18 protein-coding genes are annotated in these 21,739 nt (G+C 64.3%); 8 read left to right on the forward strand and 10 right to left on the reverse strand.

The window, feature by feature from the left end; all coding sequences use genetic code 11:
- Window positions 1-60: 60 nt before the first annotated feature.
- Entirely contained in the window at window positions 61-1,686 is a 1,626-nt protein-coding gene (locus QO014_RS03125) for an ABC transporter substrate-binding protein (RefSeq protein ID WP_266347179.1), read from the reverse strand.
- Window positions 1,687-2,052: 366 nt separating this feature from the next.
- Between QO014_RS03125 and QO014_RS03130 the strand changes: the two genes are divergently transcribed.
- Window positions 2,053-3,219 carry an LLM class flavin-dependent oxidoreductase gene (locus QO014_RS03130; RefSeq protein ID WP_266347180.1) on the forward strand — a complete coding sequence of 389 codons (1,167 nt, stop codon included), beginning with the start codon at window positions 2,053-2,055 and terminating at the stop codon, window positions 3,217-3,219.
- Between the two features lie 1,120 nt (window positions 3,220-4,339).
- Here QO014_RS03130 and QO014_RS03135 read toward each other — a convergent pair.
- The 6 genes from QO014_RS03135 to QO014_RS03160 all read right to left on the reverse strand — a co-directional run bounded on the left by QO014_RS03135 (window position 4,340) and on the right by QO014_RS03160 (window position 10,053).
- Window positions 4,340-4,792 (reverse strand): RrF2 family transcriptional regulator, encoded by a 453-nt coding sequence (locus tag QO014_RS03135; RefSeq protein ID WP_266347181.1) that lies wholly within the window; start codon window positions 4,790-4,792, stop codon window positions 4,340-4,342.
- A gap of 235 nt (window positions 4,793-5,027) precedes the next feature.
- A complete protein-coding gene (locus QO014_RS03140; protein WP_266347182.1) occupies window positions 5,028-6,101 on the reverse strand; it encodes an aldo/keto reductase in 1,074 nt (357 codons plus the stop codon).
- A gap of 32 nt (window positions 6,102-6,133) precedes the next feature.
- Window positions 6,134-7,075 carry an ABC transporter ATP-binding protein gene (locus QO014_RS03145; RefSeq protein ID WP_266347183.1) on the reverse strand — a complete coding sequence of 314 codons (942 nt, stop codon included), beginning with the start codon at window positions 7,073-7,075 and terminating at the stop codon, window positions 6,134-6,136.
- Entirely contained in the window at window positions 7,053-8,054 is a 1,002-nt protein-coding gene (locus QO014_RS03150) for an ABC transporter ATP-binding protein (RefSeq protein WP_266347184.1), read from the reverse strand. Before QO014_RS03150 ends, QO014_RS03145 begins: the two co-directional genes overlap by 23 nt.
- The gene (locus tag QO014_RS03155) at window positions 8,054-9,067 is read right to left on the reverse strand and encodes an ABC transporter permease (protein WP_266347185.1); all 1,014 of its coding nucleotides are present in this window, start codon (window positions 9,065-9,067) and stop codon (window positions 8,054-8,056) included. The genes QO014_RS03150 and QO014_RS03155 overlap by 1 nt, the downstream gene beginning before the upstream one ends.
- On the reverse strand, window positions 9,067-10,053 hold the full coding sequence (locus QO014_RS03160; RefSeq protein ID WP_266347186.1) for an ABC transporter permease: 987 nt from the start codon (window positions 10,051-10,053) through the stop codon (window positions 9,067-9,069). The genes QO014_RS03155 and QO014_RS03160 overlap by 1 nt, the downstream gene beginning before the upstream one ends.
- Window positions 10,054-10,362: 309 nt before the next feature.
- Here QO014_RS03160 and QO014_RS03165 point away from each other — a divergent pair, with 309 nt between their 5' ends.
- From QO014_RS03165 to QO014_RS03190, 6 genes are all read left to right on the forward strand, one after another.
- Window positions 10,363-11,976 (forward strand): ABC transporter substrate-binding protein, encoded by a 1,614-nt coding sequence (locus QO014_RS03165; RefSeq protein ID WP_266347187.1) that lies wholly within the window; start codon window positions 10,363-10,365, stop codon window positions 11,974-11,976.
- Window positions 11,977-12,027: 51 nt separating this feature from the next.
- Complete coding sequence (locus QO014_RS03170; protein ID WP_266347188.1) at window positions 12,028-13,209, forward strand: LLM class flavin-dependent oxidoreductase; 1,182 nt, start codon at window positions 12,028-12,030, stop codon at window positions 13,207-13,209.
- 11 nt (window positions 13,210-13,220) lie between these two features.
- Window positions 13,221-14,258: an ABC transporter substrate-binding protein gene (locus tag QO014_RS03175; protein WP_266347189.1), complete on the forward strand. Its 1,038-nt coding sequence runs from the start codon at window positions 13,221-13,223 to the stop codon at window positions 14,256-14,258.
- A 17-nt stretch (window positions 14,259-14,275) separates the two neighbouring features.
- Complete coding sequence (locus QO014_RS03180; protein ID WP_266347190.1) at window positions 14,276-15,424, forward strand: acyl-CoA dehydrogenase family protein; 1,149 nt, start codon at window positions 14,276-14,278, stop codon at window positions 15,422-15,424.
- Window positions 15,425-15,624: 200 nt separating this feature from the next.
- Complete coding sequence (locus QO014_RS03185) at window positions 15,625-16,983, forward strand: LLM class flavin-dependent oxidoreductase (RefSeq protein ID WP_266347191.1); 1,359 nt, start codon at window positions 15,625-15,627, stop codon at window positions 16,981-16,983.
- A 39-nt stretch (window positions 16,984-17,022) separates the two neighbouring features.
- Entirely contained in the window at window positions 17,023-17,367 is a 345-nt protein-coding gene (locus tag QO014_RS03190; protein ID WP_266347192.1) for a DUF3088 domain-containing protein, read from the forward strand.
- A 94-nt stretch (window positions 17,368-17,461) separates the two neighbouring features.
- Here QO014_RS03190 and QO014_RS03195 read toward each other — a convergent pair whose 3' ends face one another.
- From QO014_RS03195 to gcvA, 3 genes are all read right to left on the reverse strand, one after another.
- On the reverse strand, window positions 17,462-17,836 hold the full coding sequence (locus QO014_RS03195; RefSeq protein ID WP_266347193.1) for a hypothetical protein: 375 nt from the start codon (window positions 17,834-17,836) through the stop codon (window positions 17,462-17,464).
- A 77-nt stretch (window positions 17,837-17,913) separates the two neighbouring features.
- Window positions 17,914-18,480 (reverse strand): flavin reductase family protein, encoded by a 567-nt coding sequence (locus tag QO014_RS03200; RefSeq protein WP_370877081.1) that lies wholly within the window; start codon window positions 18,478-18,480, stop codon window positions 17,914-17,916.
- Between the two features lie 33 nt (window positions 18,481-18,513).
- Complete coding sequence (gene gcvA, locus QO014_RS03205) at window positions 18,514-19,521, reverse strand: transcriptional regulator GcvA (RefSeq protein ID WP_266347194.1); 1,008 nt, start codon at window positions 19,519-19,521, stop codon at window positions 18,514-18,516.
- Window positions 19,522-20,037: 516 nt separating this feature from the next.
- On the opposite strand from gcvA, the gene QO014_RS03210 reads away from it, so the two are divergent.
- The gene (locus QO014_RS03210) at window positions 20,038-21,636 is read left to right on the forward strand and encodes an ABC transporter substrate-binding protein (protein ID WP_266347195.1); all 1,599 of its coding nucleotides are present in this window, start codon (window positions 20,038-20,040) and stop codon (window positions 21,634-21,636) included.
- The last annotated feature ends 103 nt before the right edge of the window (window positions 21,637-21,739 follow it).

A 21,739-nucleotide genomic window follows, 5' to 3' on the forward strand; every position in this document is an offset into this window, starting at 1 on the left:
CCGAACGATCGCCGGCGGCCCTGTGCGTCTGGATAGGAGGAGGGAGGGGCGGACCCGCGACTAGGCGCCGGCGTCGATATAGGTCGCGGCAAAGCTTCCCGACGGGCCATCGGCCACGGTGATGAAATCCTTGACGCGCTTGTTGTAGATGGTGAGCTGGCGGAAGCCGATCAGCGTGATGTCGGGCACGTCGTGCGCGATGATCACCTGCAACTGGTTGAAGAGCTCGACGCGCTTGGCCGGATCGTTCTCGATCGCCGCCTGCTCGAGGATCTTGTCGACTTCCGGGTTTGAATAGCCCGAGCCGTTCGAGAACGGCACGCCCTTCTTGAAGTTCTTCGACCAATAGAGGCGCTGCACGCCGATCGTCGGATCGAATGTGTTGCCCATGCCGTTGGTGACAAAGTCGAAATCGCGATCCGTATAGACGCGCTTCAGCCAGCTGGGCACGTCCTGCCCGCGCAGCACGACCTTGATGCCGACCTTGCCGAGGCTGTCGCGGACATATTCGCCGATGCGCGTATAGGTGTCGCCATAGGGCATGACGTCATGCTCGACGGTGAAGCGGACGCCATCGGCGCCGCGCGGATAGCCGGCCTCGTCGAGCAGCCGCTCCGCTTCCTTCAGGTCGTAGCCATAGACGGGCGTGGCGGGATTGTAGAATTTCTTGAGCAGCGGGCTGATGGGCCCGGTCGCCGGGATGCCGTAGCCATAGAAGGCGATGTCGATGACCTTCTGCCGGTCGATCGCATGGGCGACTGCCTGGCGAACCTTCAGATCCTTGAAATATCTGCTGTCGAGGTTGAACTCGATCCGGTAGACCGTTGGCGAATAGTCCGCGCCGCGATCGTCGACGCCGATATTCGGCAGTTCCTTGATGCGCTCGATTTCCGAGAGCGAGACGGGCGTATCCGGCGCGAGATCGACCTCGCCGGCCTCGATCGCCGCAAGGCGGGCGCTCGCATCGGGAATGAACTTCACGACGATGCGGTCTAGATAGGGCCTCGGCGCGTCCCAATAGTCCGGATTGCGCTCGAGGATGATGTGGCTGCCGACCACCCATTCCTTGAACTTGAACGGGCCGGTGCCGATCGGCGCGCGGCCGTTCGGGTTGCCGGGAAAATCGGTGGTGCCCTCATAGACATGCTTTGGCACGATCGGAGATTCACTCGCCTGCAGCGCGCCGAGAAGATAGGGCGCGGGATGGGAGAGCTTGATCACCGCCGTATGGTCGTCCGGCGTCAGCACTTCGGTCACGCTGGAGAAAGTGGCGCGGCCGCGCGGATGCACCTGCCTCGGCGTCAGGATCGAGAAGGCGACGTCGGCCGAGGTGAAGGGCTGGTCGTCATGCCATTTCACGCCCTCGCGGAGCGTGAAGGTATATTCGAGCCCGTCCGGCGAGACCGACCAGGCGGTCGCGAGCTGCGGGATCGGCGCGAAGGTATCGAGATCATAGGCGAGCAGGCCTTCGGTGATCTTCGGGCTGACCCGCGTGGTCGGTCCGGCCGTATGCGCCAGCGTCAGCAGGGTCGGCGGCTCGGGCTGGACCAGGAAGTTCAGCGTGCCGCCGCTCACCGGCGCACTCTCCGCGCCATAGGCCGGTGCGATCCGCGCGGCCGGGAGCGCGATCGTCGCCACGCCGAGCATCAGGGCCTTTGCGAAGTCGCGCCGGGACAGTGAGGACATCGATCTCTCCGAAACAGGTGAGGCCGCCGAGCGCAGCCGATATGCTTCGTTTTCGAGCCGAGGGCAGGGTAAGTCGACTGAAAAAATATTGTCGTTGGCCATGCGAATGCTTGCTGGCCGAGGTCATCCATTCTCCATTTCATTCTCCCGTGAGTATCGTTGACCCGAGATCGGCCTGGGCGGGCAAGAGTTGCGCGCGGCGGCCGCGATCGGCGCCGCAAACGTCTTCGGCGACCGCTCCGGTGGCGTTCAACAGCGCCGTTTCTTCTGCCTATAAATCACCGGAAACCGCCCGTGACTGGCGCGAAGACCTCGCAGCCGGCATTGTCGCAACGGGCGGGCCGCACATGAATTCCGGAGAGCCGCATGTCCGTCATCGCCGAAGCCGCCGCGCCGCGTTTCCCGAGCCCCTTCGATTTCCCCGATAGTCCGCTGTCTGAGGCCGCGCGCCAGCCGCTGATGCTCGGCGCGTTCCTGAACCTGCAGGACATCAACATCTCCTCGCATCCGACCAGCAACAGCTGGACCTTCGACTACAATGCCGAGATCGTCCGCCTCTCCGACGAGCTTGGCTTCGAGCTCGCCTTCAGCCGCACGCAATGGCTGCCCAAGGGCGGCTATGACGGCGAAGCCTCGCTCGATGCGTTCGTCGCGCTCGGCGCCATGGCGGCGATCACCAGGCGCATCCTGCTGATCTCGACCATGCACGTCCTCTACGGTCCGCTGCATCCGCTCCACATCGCCAAATATGGCGCGACGCTGGATCACATCGCCAAGGGGCGCTGGGGCATCAACATCGTGACGGGCCATCGCTCTGTCGAGCACGAGATGTTCGGCTGGCAGCGCATCGAGCACGACCAGCGCTACGCCATGACGGCCGAGCTCTTCGACGTCCTGCAGCATCTCTGGTCTGACGACGAGAATTACTCCTATGACGGCAAGCTCTCGCCCTGGAAGCTGCACAACGCCTTCATCACGCCGAAGCCCGCCTTCGGCCGCCCGATCCTCGTCAACGCGACCGGTTCTCCGGCCGGCATCGACTTCGCAGCGCATTATTCGGACCTCGTCTTCATTACCTCGCCGGGCGGCGCGCATATCGACAGTGCGCTCGATACTTTGCCGGCGCATATCGGTCGCATCCGCGCGGCAGCCGCGGCGGCGGGCCGGCCGATCAAGACGCTGATCAACCCGATCATCATCAGCCGCGATACTGAGGCGGAAGCGAACGCCTATGCCCAAGCGATCGTCGCCGGCAAGCCGGTCGCGACCAGCCAGGGCTTCTCGCCCCAGGCCTATGACAGCGACGCCCATGCCTGGCGCGGCCGCCTCGATCCGAGCCACAAGCAGGGTCTCGGCCTCGGCGGCAATATCGAGATCATCGGCACGCCGGAACAGGTGGTGGACAAGCTCGTCGCCCTGCACAAGACCGGCATCGATGGCGTGCAACTGAGCTTCTACGACTTCGCGCCCGACCTCGAATATTTCGGCGCCCGCGTGCTGCCCCTGCTCAAGCAGGCGGGCCTGCGGGTTTAGGGGGCGAAAGAGGGGGCCGCGCTGGACGCGTATGACGGTGCAGGCGGCAGGGCCAAGGCTCCGTCTCAACCCGCCCGCAAGGGGCGGGTTCAGCGGAGCGTGGGGTTTCGTTCGGGCGCCACGCGAACTCGCCACAGACCGTCATCCCGGGCGGAGCGCAGCGGAGACCCGGGATCCATGCAGCCTGAGCGGTTTTTCTTTCACTCCCAATTCCTCGGCTGAATGGGTCCCCGCTTTCGCGGGGATGACGGCGCTGGAGGGGGGATGGTGCAAGCCAAGCATGACGGCGCAGGCGGCAGGGCGTAGCTCCCCTTAACCCGCCCCTTGCGGGCGGGTCGAAAGTGCGGAGCACTTTCGGGGCGGGGTTAGCCTTGGCGAAGCCGAGGCGTTCTTGTCTCGAGCCGGTCTTGACGGCTCCGTGTCCGGCCCCTGCAACCCGACCCCGCCCCAAAACCGCTCTGCGGTTTTGACCCGCCCGCAAGGGGCGGGTTAAGTGGAGCGTGGGGGGGCGTTCGGGGGCTACGCCCAACCCGGCCACAGGCCGTCATCCCGGGCGGAGCGGACTCCCAATGCCTCGGCTGAATGGGTCCCCGCTTTCGCGGGGATGACGGCGCTGGAGGGGGTGATGGTGCAAGCCAAGCATGACGGCGCAGGCGGCAGGGCGTAGCTCCCCTTAACCCGCCCCTGGAGGGCGGGCCGAAAGTGCAAAGCACTTTCGGGGCGGGGGTAGCTTCGGCCCTTGCCGAAGCGTGCTTGGCGGTTGGTGTCGGCGGATGTCGGCACGGACAGGCGCCGGTCCGATCAACGCGCCCCCCTCCCCAAAACCGCTTTGCGGTTTTGACCCTCCCTCAGGGGGAGGGTTTGGATCGAGCTTGGGGTGACGCTTGTTGTCCAACATCTGAGCCGTCATGCCCGCACGTGTTGCGGGCGTCCACGTCTTGCCTGCGGTCGGTGTGTGGCGAGGCGAAGGACAGGAAGGCGTGGATGGCCGGGACAAACCCGGCCACAGGCCGTCATCCCGGGCGGAGCGGACGACCGGGCGTTCCTTGAAACCAGCCAGAACCCGGGCGCGATCCGTCGCGGGGAGGAGAGGCTGTGTCTGCGCTGGGTCGTGCCGACGCTAGATCTGGTACACGAAGGCGACCTTGTTGTCGCTTTCGCTGCCCAGGTCGCGCATTTCGGCGAGCGTGCGATGGTCGAGCACGTCGGCGATCGCCTGGCGCACTTCGAGCATCATGTGCCGAACCTGGCAGGTGATCTCGTCGCAATCATCGCACGGCTCGTAGCGCGTGCGGCTGGCGCAGGAAATCGGGGCGAGGGGGCCGTCGAGGACGCGGATGATCTGGCCGACCTTGATCTCGGTCGCGGCCCGCGCGAGGCGATAGCCGCCGCCCTTGCCCTTGCGGCTGGTGACGAAGCCCGCATTGCGGAGTTCGCCCAATATGGCGTCGAGAAACTTCTTCGGGATGTTGTTGGCCGTCGCGATATCGCTGACGAGCGCCAATTCACCCTGAGGAATCTGCGCGAGATAGACGAGGGCCTTGAGGCCGTATTTGCCCTTCTTGGTCAGCATGATGCTCGGCGCACGATCCCGTCCGGAGGCGGTCGGCCCGACGGACTGTCTGAGAATTTCGTTCGGGAACCGTATTTCAGGTCGAACCGGTTTCTTAGACATAATTTCTATCGGCCAGATATACAAGCAGGCTGGAGCCGGGATCAACGCTGAGCGAGAGATGGCCGCAACAGGGCGCGGCCATCTCGGTTCAATGGAGATTTAGCGAGCGCATCAGGCGGATCGGTCGACGACGTCAGGCGCCGACTGCCTGCTTGACCGGGCGCACGAAGGGCACGACGGGCGAGGCGCCGCCGGCAGCGATGCGCGGCACGCGGCCCTCGACCGGATGGCTCGGATCGTTGAAGCCATGCGTCGAGGCGTGGCCGGTCGTGACCAGCCTGTCGACCAGCGCCTCGTCCTCGGCGGTCAGGCGGATGTCGAGCGCCTTCACATAGCCGTCCCACTGCTCTTCGGTGCGCGGACCGGCGATCGCGGCGGTGACGATCTGATTGTTCAGCACCCAGGCGAGCGCGAAATCGGCGCTCGAAATGCCACGCGCCTCGGCGTGCGCACGGATCTGCTGCGCGATCTGGAGCGATTCCGGACGGAATTCCGTCTCGAGGATGCGCTTGTCGTTGCGGCCGGCGCGCGTATCGGCGGCCGGTGCCGAAGCGGGATCATACTTGCCCGTCAGCACGCCGCGGGCGAGCGGGCTGTAGGAGACGACGCCGAGGCCGTAATAGGCGGCGGCCGGGAGTTGCTCGGCTTCCGCGGTGCGGTTGACGATGTTGTAGAGCGGCTGGCTTGCCACCGGCCGGTCGATGCCGAATTCGTCCGCCAGATGCGCGACTTCGGCGATGCGCCAGGCGCGGAAGTTCGAGACGCCGAAATAGCGCAGCTTGCCGTCGCGGATCAGGTCGGCAATGGCGCGCACGGCTTCGCCGAGTGGCGCGTCGAAGACGGCCCGGTGGAAGTAGAGGATGTCGATATAGTCGGTGCCGAGCCGGCGCAGGCTGTTCTCGACCGTCTGGATGATCCATTTGCGCGAATGGCCGCCGAGATTGGGGCCCTTCTTGTGCGAATTGACGAACTTCGTCGCCACGACCCAGTCGTCGCGGTTCGACTTGATACCGCGGCCCGTCACTTCCTCCGAGACGCCGTCGCCATAGACGTCGGCGGTATCGATGAAATTGATGCCCTGGTCATGCGCCTTGGCGATGATGCGGTGGGCGGTGGCCTCGTCGGCGGGGCCGCCGAACATCATCGTGCCGAGCGAGAGCGGCGAGACCTTCAGCGCGCTGCGGCCGAGATAGCGATAGTCAACCATGGGAGAACTCCAGTTTCAGAAGGCAGGAAGGGTCAGGCCGCATCGGCATGGTGGCAGGCCACCTGATGCGTCGGGCCGAAGGATGTGAGCGCCGGGTCAACGGTGCGGCAGATGTCGGTCGCGAGCGGGCAGCGCGGATGGAAGCGGCAGCCGCTCGGGATATTCTGCGGACTCGGCAGGTCGCCCGAGATCGGCGCGGCCTGTCGGCGGCGCGACGGATCGGGCACGGCATCCATCAGGGCGCGGGTATAGGGATGTTTCGGCTGTGCCCAGAGGGTCCTGTTGTCGGCGCTCTCGACGATGCGGCCGAGATACATGACCAGCACGCGATCGGTGAAATAGCGCACCACCGAGAGGTCATGCGAGATGAAGAGATAGGAGAGGCCGAGATCCTTCTTCATCGAGGAGAGCAGGTTCAGGATTTGCGCCTGGATCGAGAGATCGAGCGCGGAGACCGGCTCGTCGCAGACGACGAGCTCCGGATCGAGGATCAGTGCGCGCGCGATGCCGATGCGCTGGCGCTGGCCGCCGGAAAACTCATGCGGATAGCGCGAAAGCGCCGTGCGCGGCAGGCCGACGCGGTCGATCAGCGCCTCGACGCGCTTCGCCCGTTCGGCACGGTTGCCATAGCCGTGGACCACGAGCGGCGCGGTCAGGATATCGCGGATGTTCTGGCGCGGATTGAGCGAGCCGAACGGGTCCTGGAAGATCATCTGCAGCCGCCGGCGGACCGGGCGTAGCGATCTCTCGCTGATCCTGGTGATGTCTTCCTGCTTGAAGACGATGCTGCCTTTGGTCGGTGCGACGAGCCGCGTGATCGTCTTGCCGAGCGTCGATTTTCCGCAGCCGGATTCGCCGACGAGGCCGACGGTCTCGCCATCCTCGACGGTGAGCGAGACATCGTCGACCGCGCGCAGCGTTCCGCTCGGGCCGGCATAATGGGTGTGGAGGTCAGAGACCGCGAGCAGCGACATGACGCTCTCCCTCAGCGAAGATGACGGGGCAGGCGACGAGGCGGTCCTCGGCCGGCACGAGAAGATCGGGAACGCGCGTGCGACAGCCGCTGCGCACGATCGGGCAGCGCGGGGCGAACGGGCAGCCATTCTCGCCGATCGCCGAGACGATGCTGCCGGGGATCTCGGTCAGCGGCCCGTCGGTATAGTGATAGTCGTCCTTGAGGCGTGGCGAGGCGTTGAGAAGGCCGCGCGTATAAGGATGGAGCGGATCGGCGAAGAGCGCTTCCGGCAGGGCCTGTTCGACCTTTCGCCCCGCATACATGACGACGACATTGTCGGCCCATTGCGTGACGATGCCGAGATCATGGGTGATCAGGATCAGCGCCATGGAGAGCTCGCGCCGCAGCCGGTCGAGCAGGTCGAGCACCTGCGCCTGGATCGTCACGTCGAGCGCGGTGGTCGGCTCGTCGGCGATCAGCAGGCGCGGCCGGCAGGCGACGGCGATCGCGATCATCACGCGCTGGCGCATGCCGCCGGAGAGCTGGTGCGGGTAGTCGTCGATGCGCTTGTGCGGCGCCGGGATGCGCACGAGGTCGAGCAGTTCGATCGCGCGGAGCCTCGCGGCCTTGGCCGAGAGCCCTTCATGCAGGCGCAGGCTTTCCGTGATCTGGCGGCCGATCGTCAGCACCGGATTGAGCGAGGTCATCGGCTCCTGAAAGATCATGGCGATCTCCTTGCCGCGCAGGCTGCGGATCGAGCGATCGTCCAGCTTGAGCAGGTCGCGGCCCGAAAAGTCGATCCGTCCCGAGGTGATCTGCGCCGCCTTCGGCAGCAACCGCATCAGGGCAAGCGCGGTCAGCGATTTGCCGGAGCCGGATTCGCCGACGATCGCCAGCGTCTCGCCCTCGGAGACATCGAAGGAGAGATTGCGGACCGGCTCGATCCTGGGAAATTTGACCGTCAGGTCGCGGACGGAGAGGAGGGAGGCATTGGCCATCAGCGTTCGTCCGTGAAGCGTGGGTTGAGCGCGTCGTTCAGGCCGTCGCCGATCAGGTTCAGCGCCAGCACGGTGAAGACGATGGCGAGGCCGGGAATGGCGGTGAGGTACCAAGCGGTGCGGAGCAGTTCACGGCCGTCGCCGATCATCGAGCCCCAGGAGACGAGATTGGGATCGCCGAGGCCCATGAATGAAAGCGCCGATTCCATCAGGATCGCCGAGGCGACCATGACCGACGAGGTGACGATGATCGGCGGCAGCGCGTTGGGCAGGATTTCGCGGATGATGATGCGAACATGGCCATAGCCGAGGCTGCGCGCCGCCACGACATAGTCCTTCTCGCGGATGGCGCGGAACTCGGAGCGCACGAGCCGCGCCACGGTCGGCCATGACACGATGCCGACCGCGCCCGTCACGACGGCGACGGATGGCTGGGCGATCGCGACCAGCACGACCAGCAGGATGAAGCTCGGCAGCGTCTGCACGATCTCGATGAGCTTGACGAGGACGTCATCGACCCAGCCGCCGAAATAGCCGGCCGTCGAACCGATGATCAGGCCGACGGCGAGTCCGATTACGGTGGCGACGATGCCGACGAGCAGCGAGATCCGGGCCCCGTGCAGAATGCCGGAAAGGACGTCGCGGCCGAGCGAGTCGGTGCCGAGCGGATAGGTCGAGTTGGTGCCGGGCCAGATGAAGGGTCGCGCGACCATCGAGAGCGGGTCCTCGGGATAGAGCACGGGCGCGAGCAGCGCGGCGGCCACGACGAGGACCAGGAAGATCAGGCCCGTCATGGCATTGGGATTGCGCAGGAAAACCCTGAGCGCGCGGTTCGCCGACGTCGTTCCCGTCTCGGCAGAAGCGGTGGTCGCCCTCATCGCGTCCGGGGCATGGACGTTCGACCAGCGTTCCTCATTCGGCGTCGGCGCATCCGGTTTCGGCGGCGAACGATCATAGGCGAGGGCCGGGTTCAGGACGACCGGCGCGCGCTCGGCGGTATCTGGATTGCTCATCAACGAACTCCGATGCGCGGATCGAGCCAGGCATGGAGCAGGTCCACGACTGCATTGGCGGCGATCACGACGAGCGAGGAGAGGAGGAGAATGCCGAGAAGGACGGTGAAATCGCGCCCCATCACGGCCTCGAAGGCGAGGCGGCCGAGGCCAGGCCAGCTATAGACGGTCTCGACGACCACGGCGCCGCCGAGCATGCCGCCGAGATGCATGCCGGCCATCGTCGTGACCGGCAGCAAGGCGTTGCGGAGGATGTGCCGCGTCGTGATCGTGAAGGGAGAGAGGCCCTTGGCGGCCGCGGTGCGGACATAGTCCTGCGACTTGACCTCCAGCATCGCCGCACGCGTCAGCCGGGCATAGATCGCGACATAGAACAGCGCCAGCGAGGTCGCCGGCAGGATCATGTAGCGGAGCTGATCGAGGACAGCATGAAGTCCGGTGAGGTCCGAGCCGATCGTTCCGGAGCCGCCGCTCGGCAGCCAGCCGAGCTTGACCGAGAACAGCACGATCAGCATCAGGCCAATCCAGAAGCCGGGGATCGAATAGAACAGCAGCGAGAGGACCGAGATGATCCGGTCGGGCAGCTTGCCGGCGAAGACTGCCATGATCGAGCCGAGCGCGAGGCCCAGGACGACGGCGATCGCCAGCGCGACCAGCATTAGCAGCAGCGTGCCCGGCAGGCGCTGCCCGATCAGTTCGGCGACCGGCATGTTGTAGCGCGGCGAGAAGCCGAGGCTGAAATGGGCGAGATTGTCCAGATAGGCAAAGAGCCGGTGGAGGATCGGCAAGTCGAGCCCGAAACGTGAGCGCAGCGCCGCGACGGTCTCCTCCGTCGCCGAACCGGCCTCGCCGGCCATGACGTCGGCAGCGTCGCCAGGTGCGAGCTGCAGCAGGAAGAAGTCGAGGACGATGATCACCAAAATTGTGGGGATCGCCTGAAGCGCGGTGCGCAGGAGCGCACGCCCTATCCGTCGGTAAGCCGTCATCCGATGGTCCGTTCACGCGAATGGATATCGAGCTGTTCAAGGGTGGCGTCCGGTCATGCCGCCGGGTGGCCAGCTCGTTGAAATATAAGTTGACTAGTTTTATGGACTTTGTCAAATCTAGTTATAGAAATTTGATCCTGAATATCGGCATTAACTGGATCTACGTACCGAAATATTGCTCTCTTCGCCGTAGAGCAGGGATGGATTTCTCATCAGGACGGGATCGCGGAAACGCAGACCCCTCAAACGGCCCAATGATGAAACGGCTCTTCGACCGCTTGACCGGATCTCTTCAAGACAAGGTTCAACATGACGACATCTCTTCTCACGCCCTCCCGCCGACGCTTCCTGGCTCTCTCGGCCGGTGCTGCGGGGGCTGGTCTGCTTGGGCGCGTGTCTCGCCTTTCTGCCGACGAGATCAAGCGCGGAGGAACCGTCAATCTCGTGCTTTCCGCCGAGCCGCCAGTCATCACGACGATCGCGCAGACTGCCTATAATTCGGTCTATCTTTCCGCCAAGACGACCGAGGGCCTGCTCACCTATGATTTCGACCTGAACCCGAGGCCGCAGCTCGCGACGGAATGGTCGGTCAGCCCGGATGGCCTGCGCTACAGCTTCAAGCTGCGCGAGGGCGTCAAATGGCATGACGGTCAGCCTTTCACCTCGGCCGACGTCGCCTATTCGATTGCGACTATCAAGGAGGTTCACCCGCGCGGTCGCAGCACGTTCCGCAACCTGGTCGATATCCAGACGCCGGATGCGCATTCGGTCGTGCTCGTGCTTTCCAGGCCTGCGCCCTACCTGATCAGCGCGCTTGCCGCATCGGAAACCCCGATCGTGCCGAAGCATCTCTATGAAGGCACCAAGGCGGACACCAATCCCGTCTCGAATGCACCGATCGGCACGGGGCCATATCTCTTCAAGGAATGGGTGCGCGGTAGCCATATCGTCTACGAGCGCAACCCGGATTATTGGGACCAGCCCAAGCCCTATGTCGACCGGCTCGTGGTTCGCTTCATTCCCGACATCGCCGCCCGCGCGCTCGCTATCGAGACTGGCGAGATCCAGATCGGGCCGTCCTCGCCGGTGCCGCTCAGCGATCTCGAGCGCTTCGAACAATTGCCGAACATCGCCTTCGAGCGGAACGGCTACCAATATGCAAACGGCATATCGCGGGTGGAATTCAACCTGGACCGCCCCGTGTTCCAGGATGTCCGCGTCCGCCAGGCCTTCGCCCATGTGATCGATCGCCAGGTGATCCGCGATACGATCAATTACGGCTATGGCCAGACCATTCCCGGCCCGATCAGCCCGAACCTCACCAAGTTCTACTATCCCGAGCTGAAGACCTATCCCATCGATCGGGCCAAGGCCGAGGCCCTGCTCGACGAGGCGGGGCTGAAGCGCGGCGAGGACGGCGTGCGCGTTCGGCTCGTGCATGACTATGTGCCGAGCGCGGAGAGCTACAAGCGCGGCGCCGACTATATCAAGCAGGCACTCGGCAAGGTCGGCATCGACGTGTCGGTGCGCTCGCAGGATTTCGCCTCCTACACCAAGCGCGTCTACACCGATCGCGATTTCGACTTCACCTTCAACGGCATGAGCAATTTGTTCGATCCGACGGTCGGCGTGCAGCGCCTCTACTGGTCGAAGAACTTCAAGCCCGGCGTGCCGTTCTCGAATGGCTCGCACTACAATAATCCGAAGGTCGACGCCCTGCTCGAGGCCGCCTCCGTCGAGGTGGATCCCGCGCTCCGCTATCAGCAATTCGTCGATTTCCAGAAGATCCTCGTCGAGGACCTGCCGGATATCGGCATCGTCAGCCAGCCGGACCTGACCATCTACGACAAGCGCGTTGCGGGACACACGGTCGGCGCCGATGGCGTCGCCGGCAATCTCGCCGACGTGCATTTCATCGCCTGACCTCATCAAAAGGGCGGGCCTCTGCCCGCCCGCCTTTCACGGACGCGCAGCATGAACATCGCTCATAAGCCGGGATCCATCGTCGGCCTGCCGCATTTGCCTTCGCCGATCGATTATCCGGATAGCCCGCTCTCCAAGGCGCTCGAGCAGCCGATCCTGCTCGGCCTCTTCCTGCCGATCCAGGCGGGTGGCTGGACGCAATCGACCCTGCCGCGCACGACGGATTGGAGCTTCGACTACAACAAGAAGCTGACGCTGCGTGCCGAGGAACTCGGCTTCGACCTCGTCTTCGCACTCTCGCAATGGCTGCCAAAGGGCGGCTATGGCGGCGTCTTCGACGGGCAGGCGCTCGACAGCTTCATTTCGATCAGCGCGCTCGCCGGCTTGACGAACAGGATCATCCTGATCTCGACCATCCACGTCCTCTATGGGCCGTGGCATCCGCTCCATCTCGCGAAGTTCGGCGCGACGCTCGATCACATTACCGGCGGGCGCTGGGGCATCAACGTCGTGACCGGGCACCGGGCGGTCGAACACGAGATGTTCGGCTGGCCACGGATCGAGCACGACAAGCGCTATGAGCTCGCGGCCGAATTCATCGAGGTGCTGAACCGGCTCTGGACCGACAAGGAGAATTTCTCCTTCGAGGGTCAGTCGAGTTGGAAGCTTGGCGGCGGCTTCGTGACGCCGAAGCCGAATTTCGGCCGGCCGGTGCTCGTCAACGCGACCGGCTCGGACGCCGGCATCGCCTTTGCCGGCCGCTATTCCGATATCGTCTTCATCACCAGCCCGACCGGCTCCGACATCGACAGCGCGCTCGAATCGCTGCCGGCCCATGCGGCGCGGGTCAAGAAGTCGGCGACCGATGTCGGCCGCAGCGTCCGTACGCTGCTCAATCCCATGGTCATCGCCCGCGAGACCGAGAAGGAAGCCTGGGACTATGCCGACGCGATCGTCGCCCATGCCGATCATCGCTCGAAGAACGGCTTCCAGTCCTTCGACAGCGACGCTCATGCCTGGAAGGGTCGCGAGGGCCGCGTCGACCCCTACAAGTTCGTCGGTGGCAATATCCGCGTCATCGGCAGCCCCGAACAGATCGTCGATCAGTTCGTGAAGCTGAAGCAGGCCGGCATAGACGGGCTGCAGCTCTCCTTCTTCGATTTCGCGCCCGACCTCGAATTCTTCGGCGACCGCATTCTGCCGCTCATGAAGCAGGCCGGCCTGCGCCTTTGAGGGAGATCACCATGACCGACACGAACACGCTCGACGTCTGGTATACGCGCTGCCCCGTGCCGACGCCGCTCGGTCTCGCGGCACAGCTCGGCTGGCTCGAGGAGACGTTCCAGCATCACGGCGTCACGCTGAAATCAATCATCGATTCACCCGATCGATCAGTGCGCGAGAGCCATTTCGACCATCACCTTTCCTGGTCGTTCCGCCAGGGCGGCAATGTTCCGCCGATCCGTGCGCGTTCCGAAGGCCGGGCGACGCGGCTGGTCGGCATAACCTGGACGGATGAGTTCCAGGCGCTGATCACCTTGCCGGAGACAGGCATCAGGACCACGCGCGATCTAGTTGGCCGCCGCTTCGGCATTGCGAGCCGGCCGGCGGGGATCGTCGATTTCCTCAAGGCCACCGCCCTGAAGGGCCTCGTCTCCGCGCTGTCGCTGGAAGGGCTGACCAAGCACGATGTGGAGATCGTCGACATTCCCGTCGCCGAATCCGTGATCGACGGCGTCGGCGACCCCACCCGCTTCGGCCTGAAGCAGCGTCTGCCCTATGCGCACGAGATCGCGGCGCTCATCCGCGGCGAGGTCGATGCGGTCTATGTGAAAGGCACGCAGGGGATCACGGTCGCCAACCTGTTCGCCGCCGTTCCGATCGTCGAGTTCGGTTTCCATCCCGACCCGAAGATCCGCATCAATTCCGGCTCGCCGCGCGTGCTCACGGTCGATGAACGCCTGGCGGAGGAGCGGCCGGATCTGGTCGCGGCTCTGATCGGGACGATCCGGCGCGCCGGCGCCTGGGCCGAGGCCCATCCAGACGAGGTGCGCCGCTTCGTCGGCCGCGAGGTCGGCGCCTCGGAAGAGACCGTCCTCGCCGCCAACGGGCCGGATCTGCACCGCCATCTCGGCATCGGACTCGATCCCGACCTCGTCGATGCTGTCGGCCACTACAAGGATTTCCTCCGCGACGAGGGCTTCCTGGCTGGCGATTTCGGTATCGCGGATTGGGTCGACGAGCGGCCCTATCAAGCGCTCGACACGCTCGCCGTCGCCTGACGGCCAAGGGGATCATCATGAACAGTCACGTCGCCGATCACGATACGTTCATCGGCAAGGCGCGGGTGCTTGCAGACCGCTTTGCGCAGACTGCCGCGCATCACGATGTTACGGGCGAATTCCCGGCGGCCAATTTTCAGGCCTTGTTTGAGGCGGGGTTGCTCTCGATCCCCGCCGCCAAGGCTTATGGCGGGCCGGGCAGGGGTCTTGTCGATGCGCAGGCCGTGATCAGCGAGATCGCGCGCGGCGAGCCCTCGACGGCGCTCGTGCTCGCGATGAACTATCTCCAGTTCGCGACGATCGCGCGCTCGCCGCAATGGCCGCCACATCTGGCGGAGGCGCTCGTGCGCCGTTCGCTCGAAAAGCCGACGCTTCTGAACGCGGCGCAGGCCGAACCGAGCGTCGGATCGCCGTCGCACGGCGCGCTGCCCGAGACGCGGGCGCGTCTGGTCGACGGCGCCTGGCGGATCACCGGCCGCAAGAGCTACGTCACGGGGCAGCCCGGCTTGACCTATGCCGCCATCCTCGCCGTGACGGAGGAGGAGAACCCACGCCTCTCCCATCTTCTCGTGCCGCTCGATGCCCCCGGCATCACGGTGATTAAGACATGGGACACGGCCGGAATGCGCGCAACGGCGAGTCATGACGTTGTTCTCGATGATGTGGCGGTGCCGTTCGACCACCTGCTGGATGAGGTTCCTGCGTCGGCGGGCGTGAAGCGCGACGAGACCGGCATGGCCTGGGCTTTCACGCTGATCGCCTCGGTCTATGACGGTGTCGCCCGTTCCGCGCGCGACTGGATCGTCGATTTCGTCAAGAATCGTGTCCCGGGCAGCCTCGGCGCCCCACTCTCCACCGTCCCGCGCATCCGCGACGGGATCGGCGATATCGAGGTGCGGCTGATCGCGAATGCGCGCCTGCTGCGTTCGATTGCGGACGACGTCGATGCCGGGTTGCCGGTCGGTCCGGCTGCGGCGAGCGTCAAGCATGTCGTCATCGAAAACGCCTTCGCGATCACCAGTCTGGCACTCGAACTGGGCGGCAATCCCGGCATTGCGCGCACGTCGCCGCTGGAGCGTCACCATCGCGACGCTGTCGCCGGCCGTGCCCATGCGCCGCAAAGCAATCTGATCCGCGGCATCGCCGCCCGCGCCGTCCTGGGCTGAGCCGCCACCGTTTCGCCGATGGCCGTTCTGTCGCGATGAACGCCTCTCAACCGGCCTCAAAAGACAATAGTCTATCTTGTTGATAGACTAATCAGCCGGCTAGCATGGCTCCCGTTCATCAAGCGATCCGCCGGCCGAGCCGCATGAGGCTTCGGCTCTGGCCGATCGAAATCACCCTTTGACATCGGAGCGGGCCTGTCATGGCAAAGCGCAAGGAACAGTTGAAGCTCGGCGCCTTTCTTCTCTTCACCGGCCACCATGTCGCGGCCTGGCGCCATCCGAAGGCGCAGCCCGACAGCGAGTTTCAGGATTTCGTCAAGCTGGCGAAGCTCGCCGAGGCGGCCAAGTTTGACGCAATCTTCTTCGCCGATGGTGTCGGGGTTCGGCTCGACGATCCTGACGCCGCGAGTCGCAAGGCTCATAACGGCACCTATCCCTTCGAGCCGATCACGCTTCTCTCCGCGCTTGCCGCCGTCACGGAGAATATCGGCCTGATCGCGACGGCTTCGACGAGCTTCTCCGATCCCTACAATCTGGCCCGCCAGTTCGCCTCGCTCGATCGCTTGAGCGGAGGACGCGCCGGCTGGAACCTCGTCACGTCGTCGGATGCGGGTGCAGCGCTCAATTTCGGCCATGATGCGCATCTGCTGCATGGCGATCGCTATGAGCGCGCGCAGGAATTCGCCGATGTCGTGCTGGGCCTATGGGACAGCTGGGAGGATGACGCCTTCCCGCGCGACCGCGAGAGCGGGCGCTATTTCGACCGCGACAAGCTGCATGTCCTCAATCATCGCGGCAAGCATTTCAAGGTTCGCGGGCCGCTCAATATTCCCCGCTCGCCGCAGGGCCACCCGGTCGTGGTCCAGGCCGGCGCCTCCGAGGCCGGCAAGGAACTTGCCGCCCGCACCGCCGAGGCGATTTTCGCCGCGCAGATCACGCTCGATGAGGCTGTCGCCTATTACGCCGACGTGAAGGGCCGACTGGCGAAATATGGCCGCTCGCCGGATGATCTGAAGATCCTGCCAGGGGTTCATCCGGTGATCGGCCGGACGGAATCCGAGGCGCGGGAGAAGTTCGAGGAATTGCAGGCGCTCATCCAGCCCGAGGTTGGGCTGAACCTGCTGGCCAACCTCTCTGGAGGCGTCGATCTTTCCCAATATCCGCTCGATGGCCCGCTGCCGGAGCTGCCCGAGACCAATGGCGGCAAGAGCCGGCAGGCCCTTCTGATAGAGCTGGCGCGGCGTGAAAACCTGACGATCCGCCAGCTCTATCTGCGCATTGCCGGGGCGCGCGGCCATTGGCAGCTCGTCGGTACGCCGGAGCAGATTGCCGATCAACTCGAGGAGCGCTTCGAGAATTATGGTGCCGACGGTTTCAACCTGATGTCGCCGATCAATCCGGGCGGCCTCACCGATTTCATCGAGCTGGTCGTGCCCGAACTGCGCCGTCGCGGCCTGTTCCGTTCCGAATATGAGGGCAAGACGCTGCGCGAAAATCTCGGGCTCAAGCGTCCGACCAACCGGTTTGCCGCCACTGAGGCGGTGGCCGCCGCCGAATAGCCGACAGGACTTTCATCCAATGCCAGGGATCAAGCGCTCATGAGCCGAGACAAGCTATTTCTGATTGAGCCGGGCTTCGAGGATCCGACGCGTCCGGGCGAACGCTTCGTTTGTCCCTACTGCAATCAGGTCGAGGGGCTGCTCGCCGCCTTTCCCGATCTGGCGACCAGGCTCGATGTCGTTCGCGTGCCGTTCGCCCGCCCACGCCAGCCCGTGATCGATCTTCTCGGCGAGACGAACCAGTCGCTGCCGGTTCTGGTGTTGGCGGATGGCGAGGCGCCGGCGGATGCCGAGCGTCATGACGACCGCGCCTTCGTCAGCGACACCAGGCGGATCCTCGAACTCCTTTCGGAGCGCCACGGCTTCCCGCGCCTTCACGATTAGAATTCGAGACGACGGAGTTCCCATGACCGACCTATTCGAGCCCGATACCACCGATCCGCATCGACCCGTGGATCAAGCGCCACTACGGCGATCTCTACATCGAGACCAGAGACGCGACGGCGCTGGCGGACCAGGCGCTCGATGCGTTTGATCTTGCCTGGTCGCGTGGCGACGTTGAGCGGAACGCCGCCGGGCGTCCATGAGCAATGGTGGAACCGAAGCTGAGGCCAAGCAGCGGCAAGGCGACCTTTTCGCCCGGGTCCCACTCGACTGCAGCCTCGTCGGCGTGCTGCAGATCGATCGTGAGCGGCTGAAGCTCGACGAGAGGCTGCCCGGTGATCTGCCCGTGCCGCAGCAGGATGGCCTGTTCCGTACCGAATATGAGGGCCGCGGTCGACTGGACCGAACAGGCCTCCGTCCGGATCGGTACGAAAGAGGCCCTGAAGGGTCGCCACGCCATCGCCGACACGATCCGCGCGCTCGGCTTCGCCCTCAAATGAAGCGAGGATCGCGCGGCCGCGGTGCCGCGTGATCCGCCCCGCATCCTCAGCCGGCCTTGCCGGTCGGAGCGGTGTGGTTGGAGAGGTGGCGATAGCCGCCGTGCCAGTAGAGCAGCGGCTGAACTTCCGATCTGACGGTGATGGCACGGACCGATCCGATCAGGATCGCGTGCGAATGGCGCTCGATCGCTTCCTCGAGTTCGCAATCCAGCACGGTCAGCGCATTGACGAGGCCGAGATTGCCCGTGACGAGCTGCTGCCAATCGGCGCCCTGATAGCGATCGGCACCCTTAATGCCACCGCGTCCGGCGAAATTATCGGCGACATGCTGCTGGTCGTCGGCGAGTACGTTCACGCAGAAGCTGCGATAGCGCTGGATGATCGGCCAAGAGGAGGACGAGCGGTTCAGCGAGACGATGATCGAGGGATTATCGGCCGAGAGCGACGAGACCGAGGTCGCGGTAAAGCCGGTCAGGTCGGAACCCTGGCCGACCGTGATGACGCTGACGGCGCCGGCGAGATGGCGCATCGAATTCTTGAACGCGGCACTTTCGACCAGAGGCTGAAAGGGCTCGGCGCTCGTCCGTGAAGGATAGGCTGCGGCGAGGGACATGGCGTTCTCCACGGTGGCGATGGGTCTTGGCGATCAATGATGGGCGAGGGCGGGAACTGGCCGCTCGAAGGGTGGGGGCGCCTGGTCGAGGGCGCGGAGCGCGCGGGCCTCGGCGAGCAGCCAACTGCGGAACAGGTCGACGCGGGCGAGCTTGGCCTTGTGCGGCAAGGCCGCAAAGAAATAGGAGAACTCGACCTGCCGTGGCGGGCCGAGGGGCTGCACCAGCCGTCCGGCCTCGATGTCACCTTCGGCGAGACGCAGCTTGCCGAGGGCTATGCCCTGGCCGGCGATCGCGGCGTCAAGCACGAGCGAGGACTGGTTGAGCCGGAGGCCGCCGGAGACCAATTGTCCCGGCAATCCGGCTGAACGGAGCCAGCTCGGCCAATCCGGGCAGGTCGGATCGCGCTCCGGCCCGTCATCGTGAATGACCGGCGCGCCACGCAGCGCTTCCGGGCCGCGGTGAAGGCCGTGGGCATGGGCGAAGGCCGGGCTGCAGACGGGTGCGACCGCCTCCGCGAACAGGCGCTCCACGGTGAGGCCCGGAAACGAGCCGGTGCCGTAGCGGATCACGCAGTCCATGTCTTCGGAGGCGAGATCGACATGATCGGCGGAGGCATCGACGACGATTTCAAGATCCGGTGCCGCTTGTTTCAGCGCGTCGAGGCGCGGCAGCAGCCAGCGACCGGCGAAGGAGGGCGGCACGGAGACCTTGAGCGGCGCGTCGTCCTCATAGCCCGAGAGCCGTGCCACGGATTCGACGACGGCCTCGAAGGCGCTGGTGAGGCCGGGCATCAAGGCGAGCCCGGCCTCGGTCAGTTGCAGCTTGCCGCGGTTGCGATGGAACAATGCCTGCCCGAGATGGTCTTCGAGCAGGCGAATCTGCTGGCCGATGGCTGCGGACGTGACGTGGAGTTCGTCGGCTGCCTGGGTGAAGCTCAGATGGCGCGCAGCGGCCACGAAGGCACGCAGCGACGTCAGCGGCGGCAAGCGCGCCAAGGTCGGCTGGAGCTGTCGGGAGCGAAATGCGTACACCTTGTTCATGGGCGCATTGCAGCATGAGAGGCCGCGACCTGACGAGGCCGCCCATGTCACGATCGATGGCGAACGAGACTTTCCGTCCTCGAAACGCACCGAAATTGAGAAAGGAAATCTGCTCGACGCAAGTTGTCCATTTAGTTGATCAAATTAGTCGTTTTTAGTTCGCTTTCGTTCCTGCCCCACGACCGAATCCCTGCTCGGCCAATGGCTCCTATGCGGGCCGCCGTGAGATGCGGCCTGGCCGCTCTGAAATGGGCGATGCGGGGCAGGTGTGGTTGACCATTATTCTGCGTCACAGAGTTCTGGAAGCATTATCGATCAGCGCGGCGCGAGGCGGCGGTAAATGATCTTTAGATTGATCGCGATTGCAAGAATGCGAATCTCAGAAAGCCGATCTATTCCAGCGCGATAGAAAAATGAACTTCGTTTCCTGCTTGATCGTCTGCACGCTCTGCTGATCGCGTCTGGATGCCCTCCTAGTCTGGACGCTTCGATTTGAACAAAGGTTCGGAGCAAGCAATGACGATCACCCGACGGCTCTTCAACCAGATGCTGTTTCTTGCCGGTGCCAGCACGGCGCTGCCGTTTCACGCCTTCGCCGAAGAGAGCAAGCCGACGACAGGCGGGACGCTCAACTTCGTCTATTATCCCGAGCCCAACCAGATTGTCGCGATCAACACCAGCGCCGGCGGCCCGGCGACGATCGGTCCGAAGATCTTCGACGGACTGCTCGCTTATGACTACAATCTCAATCCGAAGCCGGCTCTCGCCAAGGAATGGTCGGTCAGCCCCGATGGGCTGGAACTGACCTTCAAGCTGCGCGAGGGTGTGAAATTCAGCGACGGCCATGATCTGACCTCGGAAGACGTCGCCTTCTCGATATCGCGCCTGCGCGAGGCGCATCCACGCGGCCGTATCACCTTCCAGAACGTGACGAATATCGACACGTCGGACCCGCATATCGTCAAGATCACGCTGTCGAAGCCGTCGGCCCCGATCCTCTCCGCGCTCGCGGCTACCGAGTCGCCGATCGTGCCGAAGCACATCTTCGAGGCGCTGAAGCCGACGGACGATCCCGCCTATGAGCAGATCATCGGCAGCGGACCGTTCGTGCTGAAGGAATGGGTCAAGGGCAGCCACATCCTCGTCGAACGCAACCCGACCTATTGGGATGCGCCGCGCCCCCATCTCGACCGCATCATCTTCCGCTTCATCACCGATCCTGGCGCACGCGCGGCGGCACTGGAAGCTGGCGAGGTCGATATCGGCCCGAACCCGGTCTCGTTTGGCGATCTGGAACGCTTCAAGGCCCTGCCGCAATTCGTCGTCGATACGACGGTGTTTGCCTATAGCGGTCCGCTGCACCAGCTGATCATCAATCTGGAGAACAACTACCTGAAGGATCAGAAGGTTCGTCAGGCGATCGCCCATGCGATCAACCTTGAGCAACTCAACAATATCGTCTTCTACGGCTATGGTCAGGTCTCGCCGACGCCGATCAGCGTGGTGAACACCAAATATTTCGATCCCGACGTCAAGGCGGCGACATTCGATCCCGCGCTTTCGGACAAGATTCTCGACGAGGCCGGCTACAAGCGCGGCGCCGATGGCTTCCGCTTCAAGCTGCGGCTCACCAACAATCCCTACAACCCTTCAGGCTATTCCGACTTCCTGAAGCAGGCGCTCGCCAAGATCGGCATCGACGCCGAAATCCAGAAGTTCGACTTCGGCACCTATGTGAAGACGATCTACACCGATGGCGCATGGGATCTCTCGACCGAGTCCTGCGGCAATATCTTCGACCCGAGTGCCGGCGCACAACGTCTCTACTGGTCGAAGAACATCAAGAAGGGCCTGCCCTTCTCGAACGGCACCCACTACGCCAATCCCGAGGTCGACGCCATCCTCGAGGCAGCCGCCATTGAGCTCGATGAAACCAAGCGCAAGGCGCTCTTCTTCAAGTTCCAGGAGATCATCGCGCAGGAGCTGCCGATCATCAATCTGATCGCGCCGCCTACCATCATCGTTTCCAAGAAGACCGTGAAGAACTACGCACCGGGCGGGGAGGGGCTCTCCGGCAGCTTCGCCGACGCCTATATCGATCCTAACGCGGCCTGATCTCGTTGTAGCAATCTGGGTCCCGGCGCATCCCGGCTTTCGGGCGGGCGCCGGGGCCAAACTGCGTCTGGCGGGCGGTGCTCACAGAGCGCTGGGATACGCA

It is taken from the genome of Kaistia dalseonensis (assembly GCF_030814715.1).
Lineage (GTDB): Bacteria > Pseudomonadota > Alphaproteobacteria > Rhizobiales > Kaistiaceae > Kaistia > Kaistia dalseonensis.

Excerpts from the sequence above, each read along its gene's own strand:
- QO014_RS03125 (WP_266347179.1), bottom strand. The coding sequence starts at position 1,686 with ATGTCCTCACTGTCCCGGCGCGACTTCGCAAAGGCCCTGATGCTCGGC.
- QO014_RS03130 (WP_266347180.1), top strand. The coding sequence starts at position 2,053 with ATGTCCGTCATCGCCGAAGCCGCCGCGCCGCGTTTCCCGAGCCCCTTC.
- QO014_RS03135 (WP_266347181.1), bottom strand. The coding sequence starts at position 4,792 with ATGCTGACCAAGAAGGGCAAATACGGCCTCAAGGCCCTCGTCTATCTC.
- QO014_RS03140 (WP_266347182.1), bottom strand. The coding sequence starts at position 6,101 with ATGGTTGACTATCGCTATCTCGGCCGCAGCGCGCTGAAGGTCTCGCCG.
- QO014_RS03145 (WP_266347183.1), bottom strand. The coding sequence starts at position 7,075 with ATGTCGCTGCTCGCGGTCTCTGACCTCCACACCCATTATGCCGGCCCG.
- QO014_RS03150 (WP_266347184.1), bottom strand. The coding sequence starts at position 8,054 with ATGGCCAATGCCTCCCTCCTCTCCGTCCGCGACCTGACGGTCAAATTT.
- QO014_RS03155 (WP_266347185.1), bottom strand. The coding sequence starts at position 9,067 with ATGAGCAATCCAGATACCGCCGAGCGCGCGCCGGTCGTCCTGAACCCG.
- QO014_RS03160 (WP_266347186.1), bottom strand. The coding sequence starts at position 10,053 with ATGACGGCTTACCGACGGATAGGGCGTGCGCTCCTGCGCACCGCGCTT.
- QO014_RS03165 (WP_266347187.1), top strand. The coding sequence starts at position 10,363 with ATGACGACATCTCTTCTCACGCCCTCCCGCCGACGCTTCCTGGCTCTC.
- QO014_RS03170 (WP_266347188.1), top strand. The coding sequence starts at position 12,028 with ATGAACATCGCTCATAAGCCGGGATCCATCGTCGGCCTGCCGCATTTG.
- QO014_RS03175 (WP_266347189.1), top strand. The coding sequence starts at position 13,221 with ATGACCGACACGAACACGCTCGACGTCTGGTATACGCGCTGCCCCGTG.
- QO014_RS03180 (WP_266347190.1), top strand. The coding sequence starts at position 14,276 with ATGAACAGTCACGTCGCCGATCACGATACGTTCATCGGCAAGGCGCGG.
- QO014_RS03185 (WP_266347191.1), top strand. The coding sequence starts at position 15,625 with ATGGCAAAGCGCAAGGAACAGTTGAAGCTCGGCGCCTTTCTTCTCTTC.
- QO014_RS03190 (WP_266347192.1), top strand. The coding sequence starts at position 17,023 with ATGAGCCGAGACAAGCTATTTCTGATTGAGCCGGGCTTCGAGGATCCG.
- QO014_RS03200 (WP_370877081.1), bottom strand. The coding sequence starts at position 18,480 with ATGTCCCTCGCCGCAGCCTATCCTTCACGGACGAGCGCCGAGCCCTTT.
- gcvA (WP_266347194.1), bottom strand. The coding sequence starts at position 19,521 with ATGAACAAGGTGTACGCATTTCGCTCCCGACAGCTCCAGCCGACCTTG.
- QO014_RS03210 (WP_266347195.1), top strand. The coding sequence starts at position 20,038 with ATGACGATCACCCGACGGCTCTTCAACCAGATGCTGTTTCTTGCCGGT.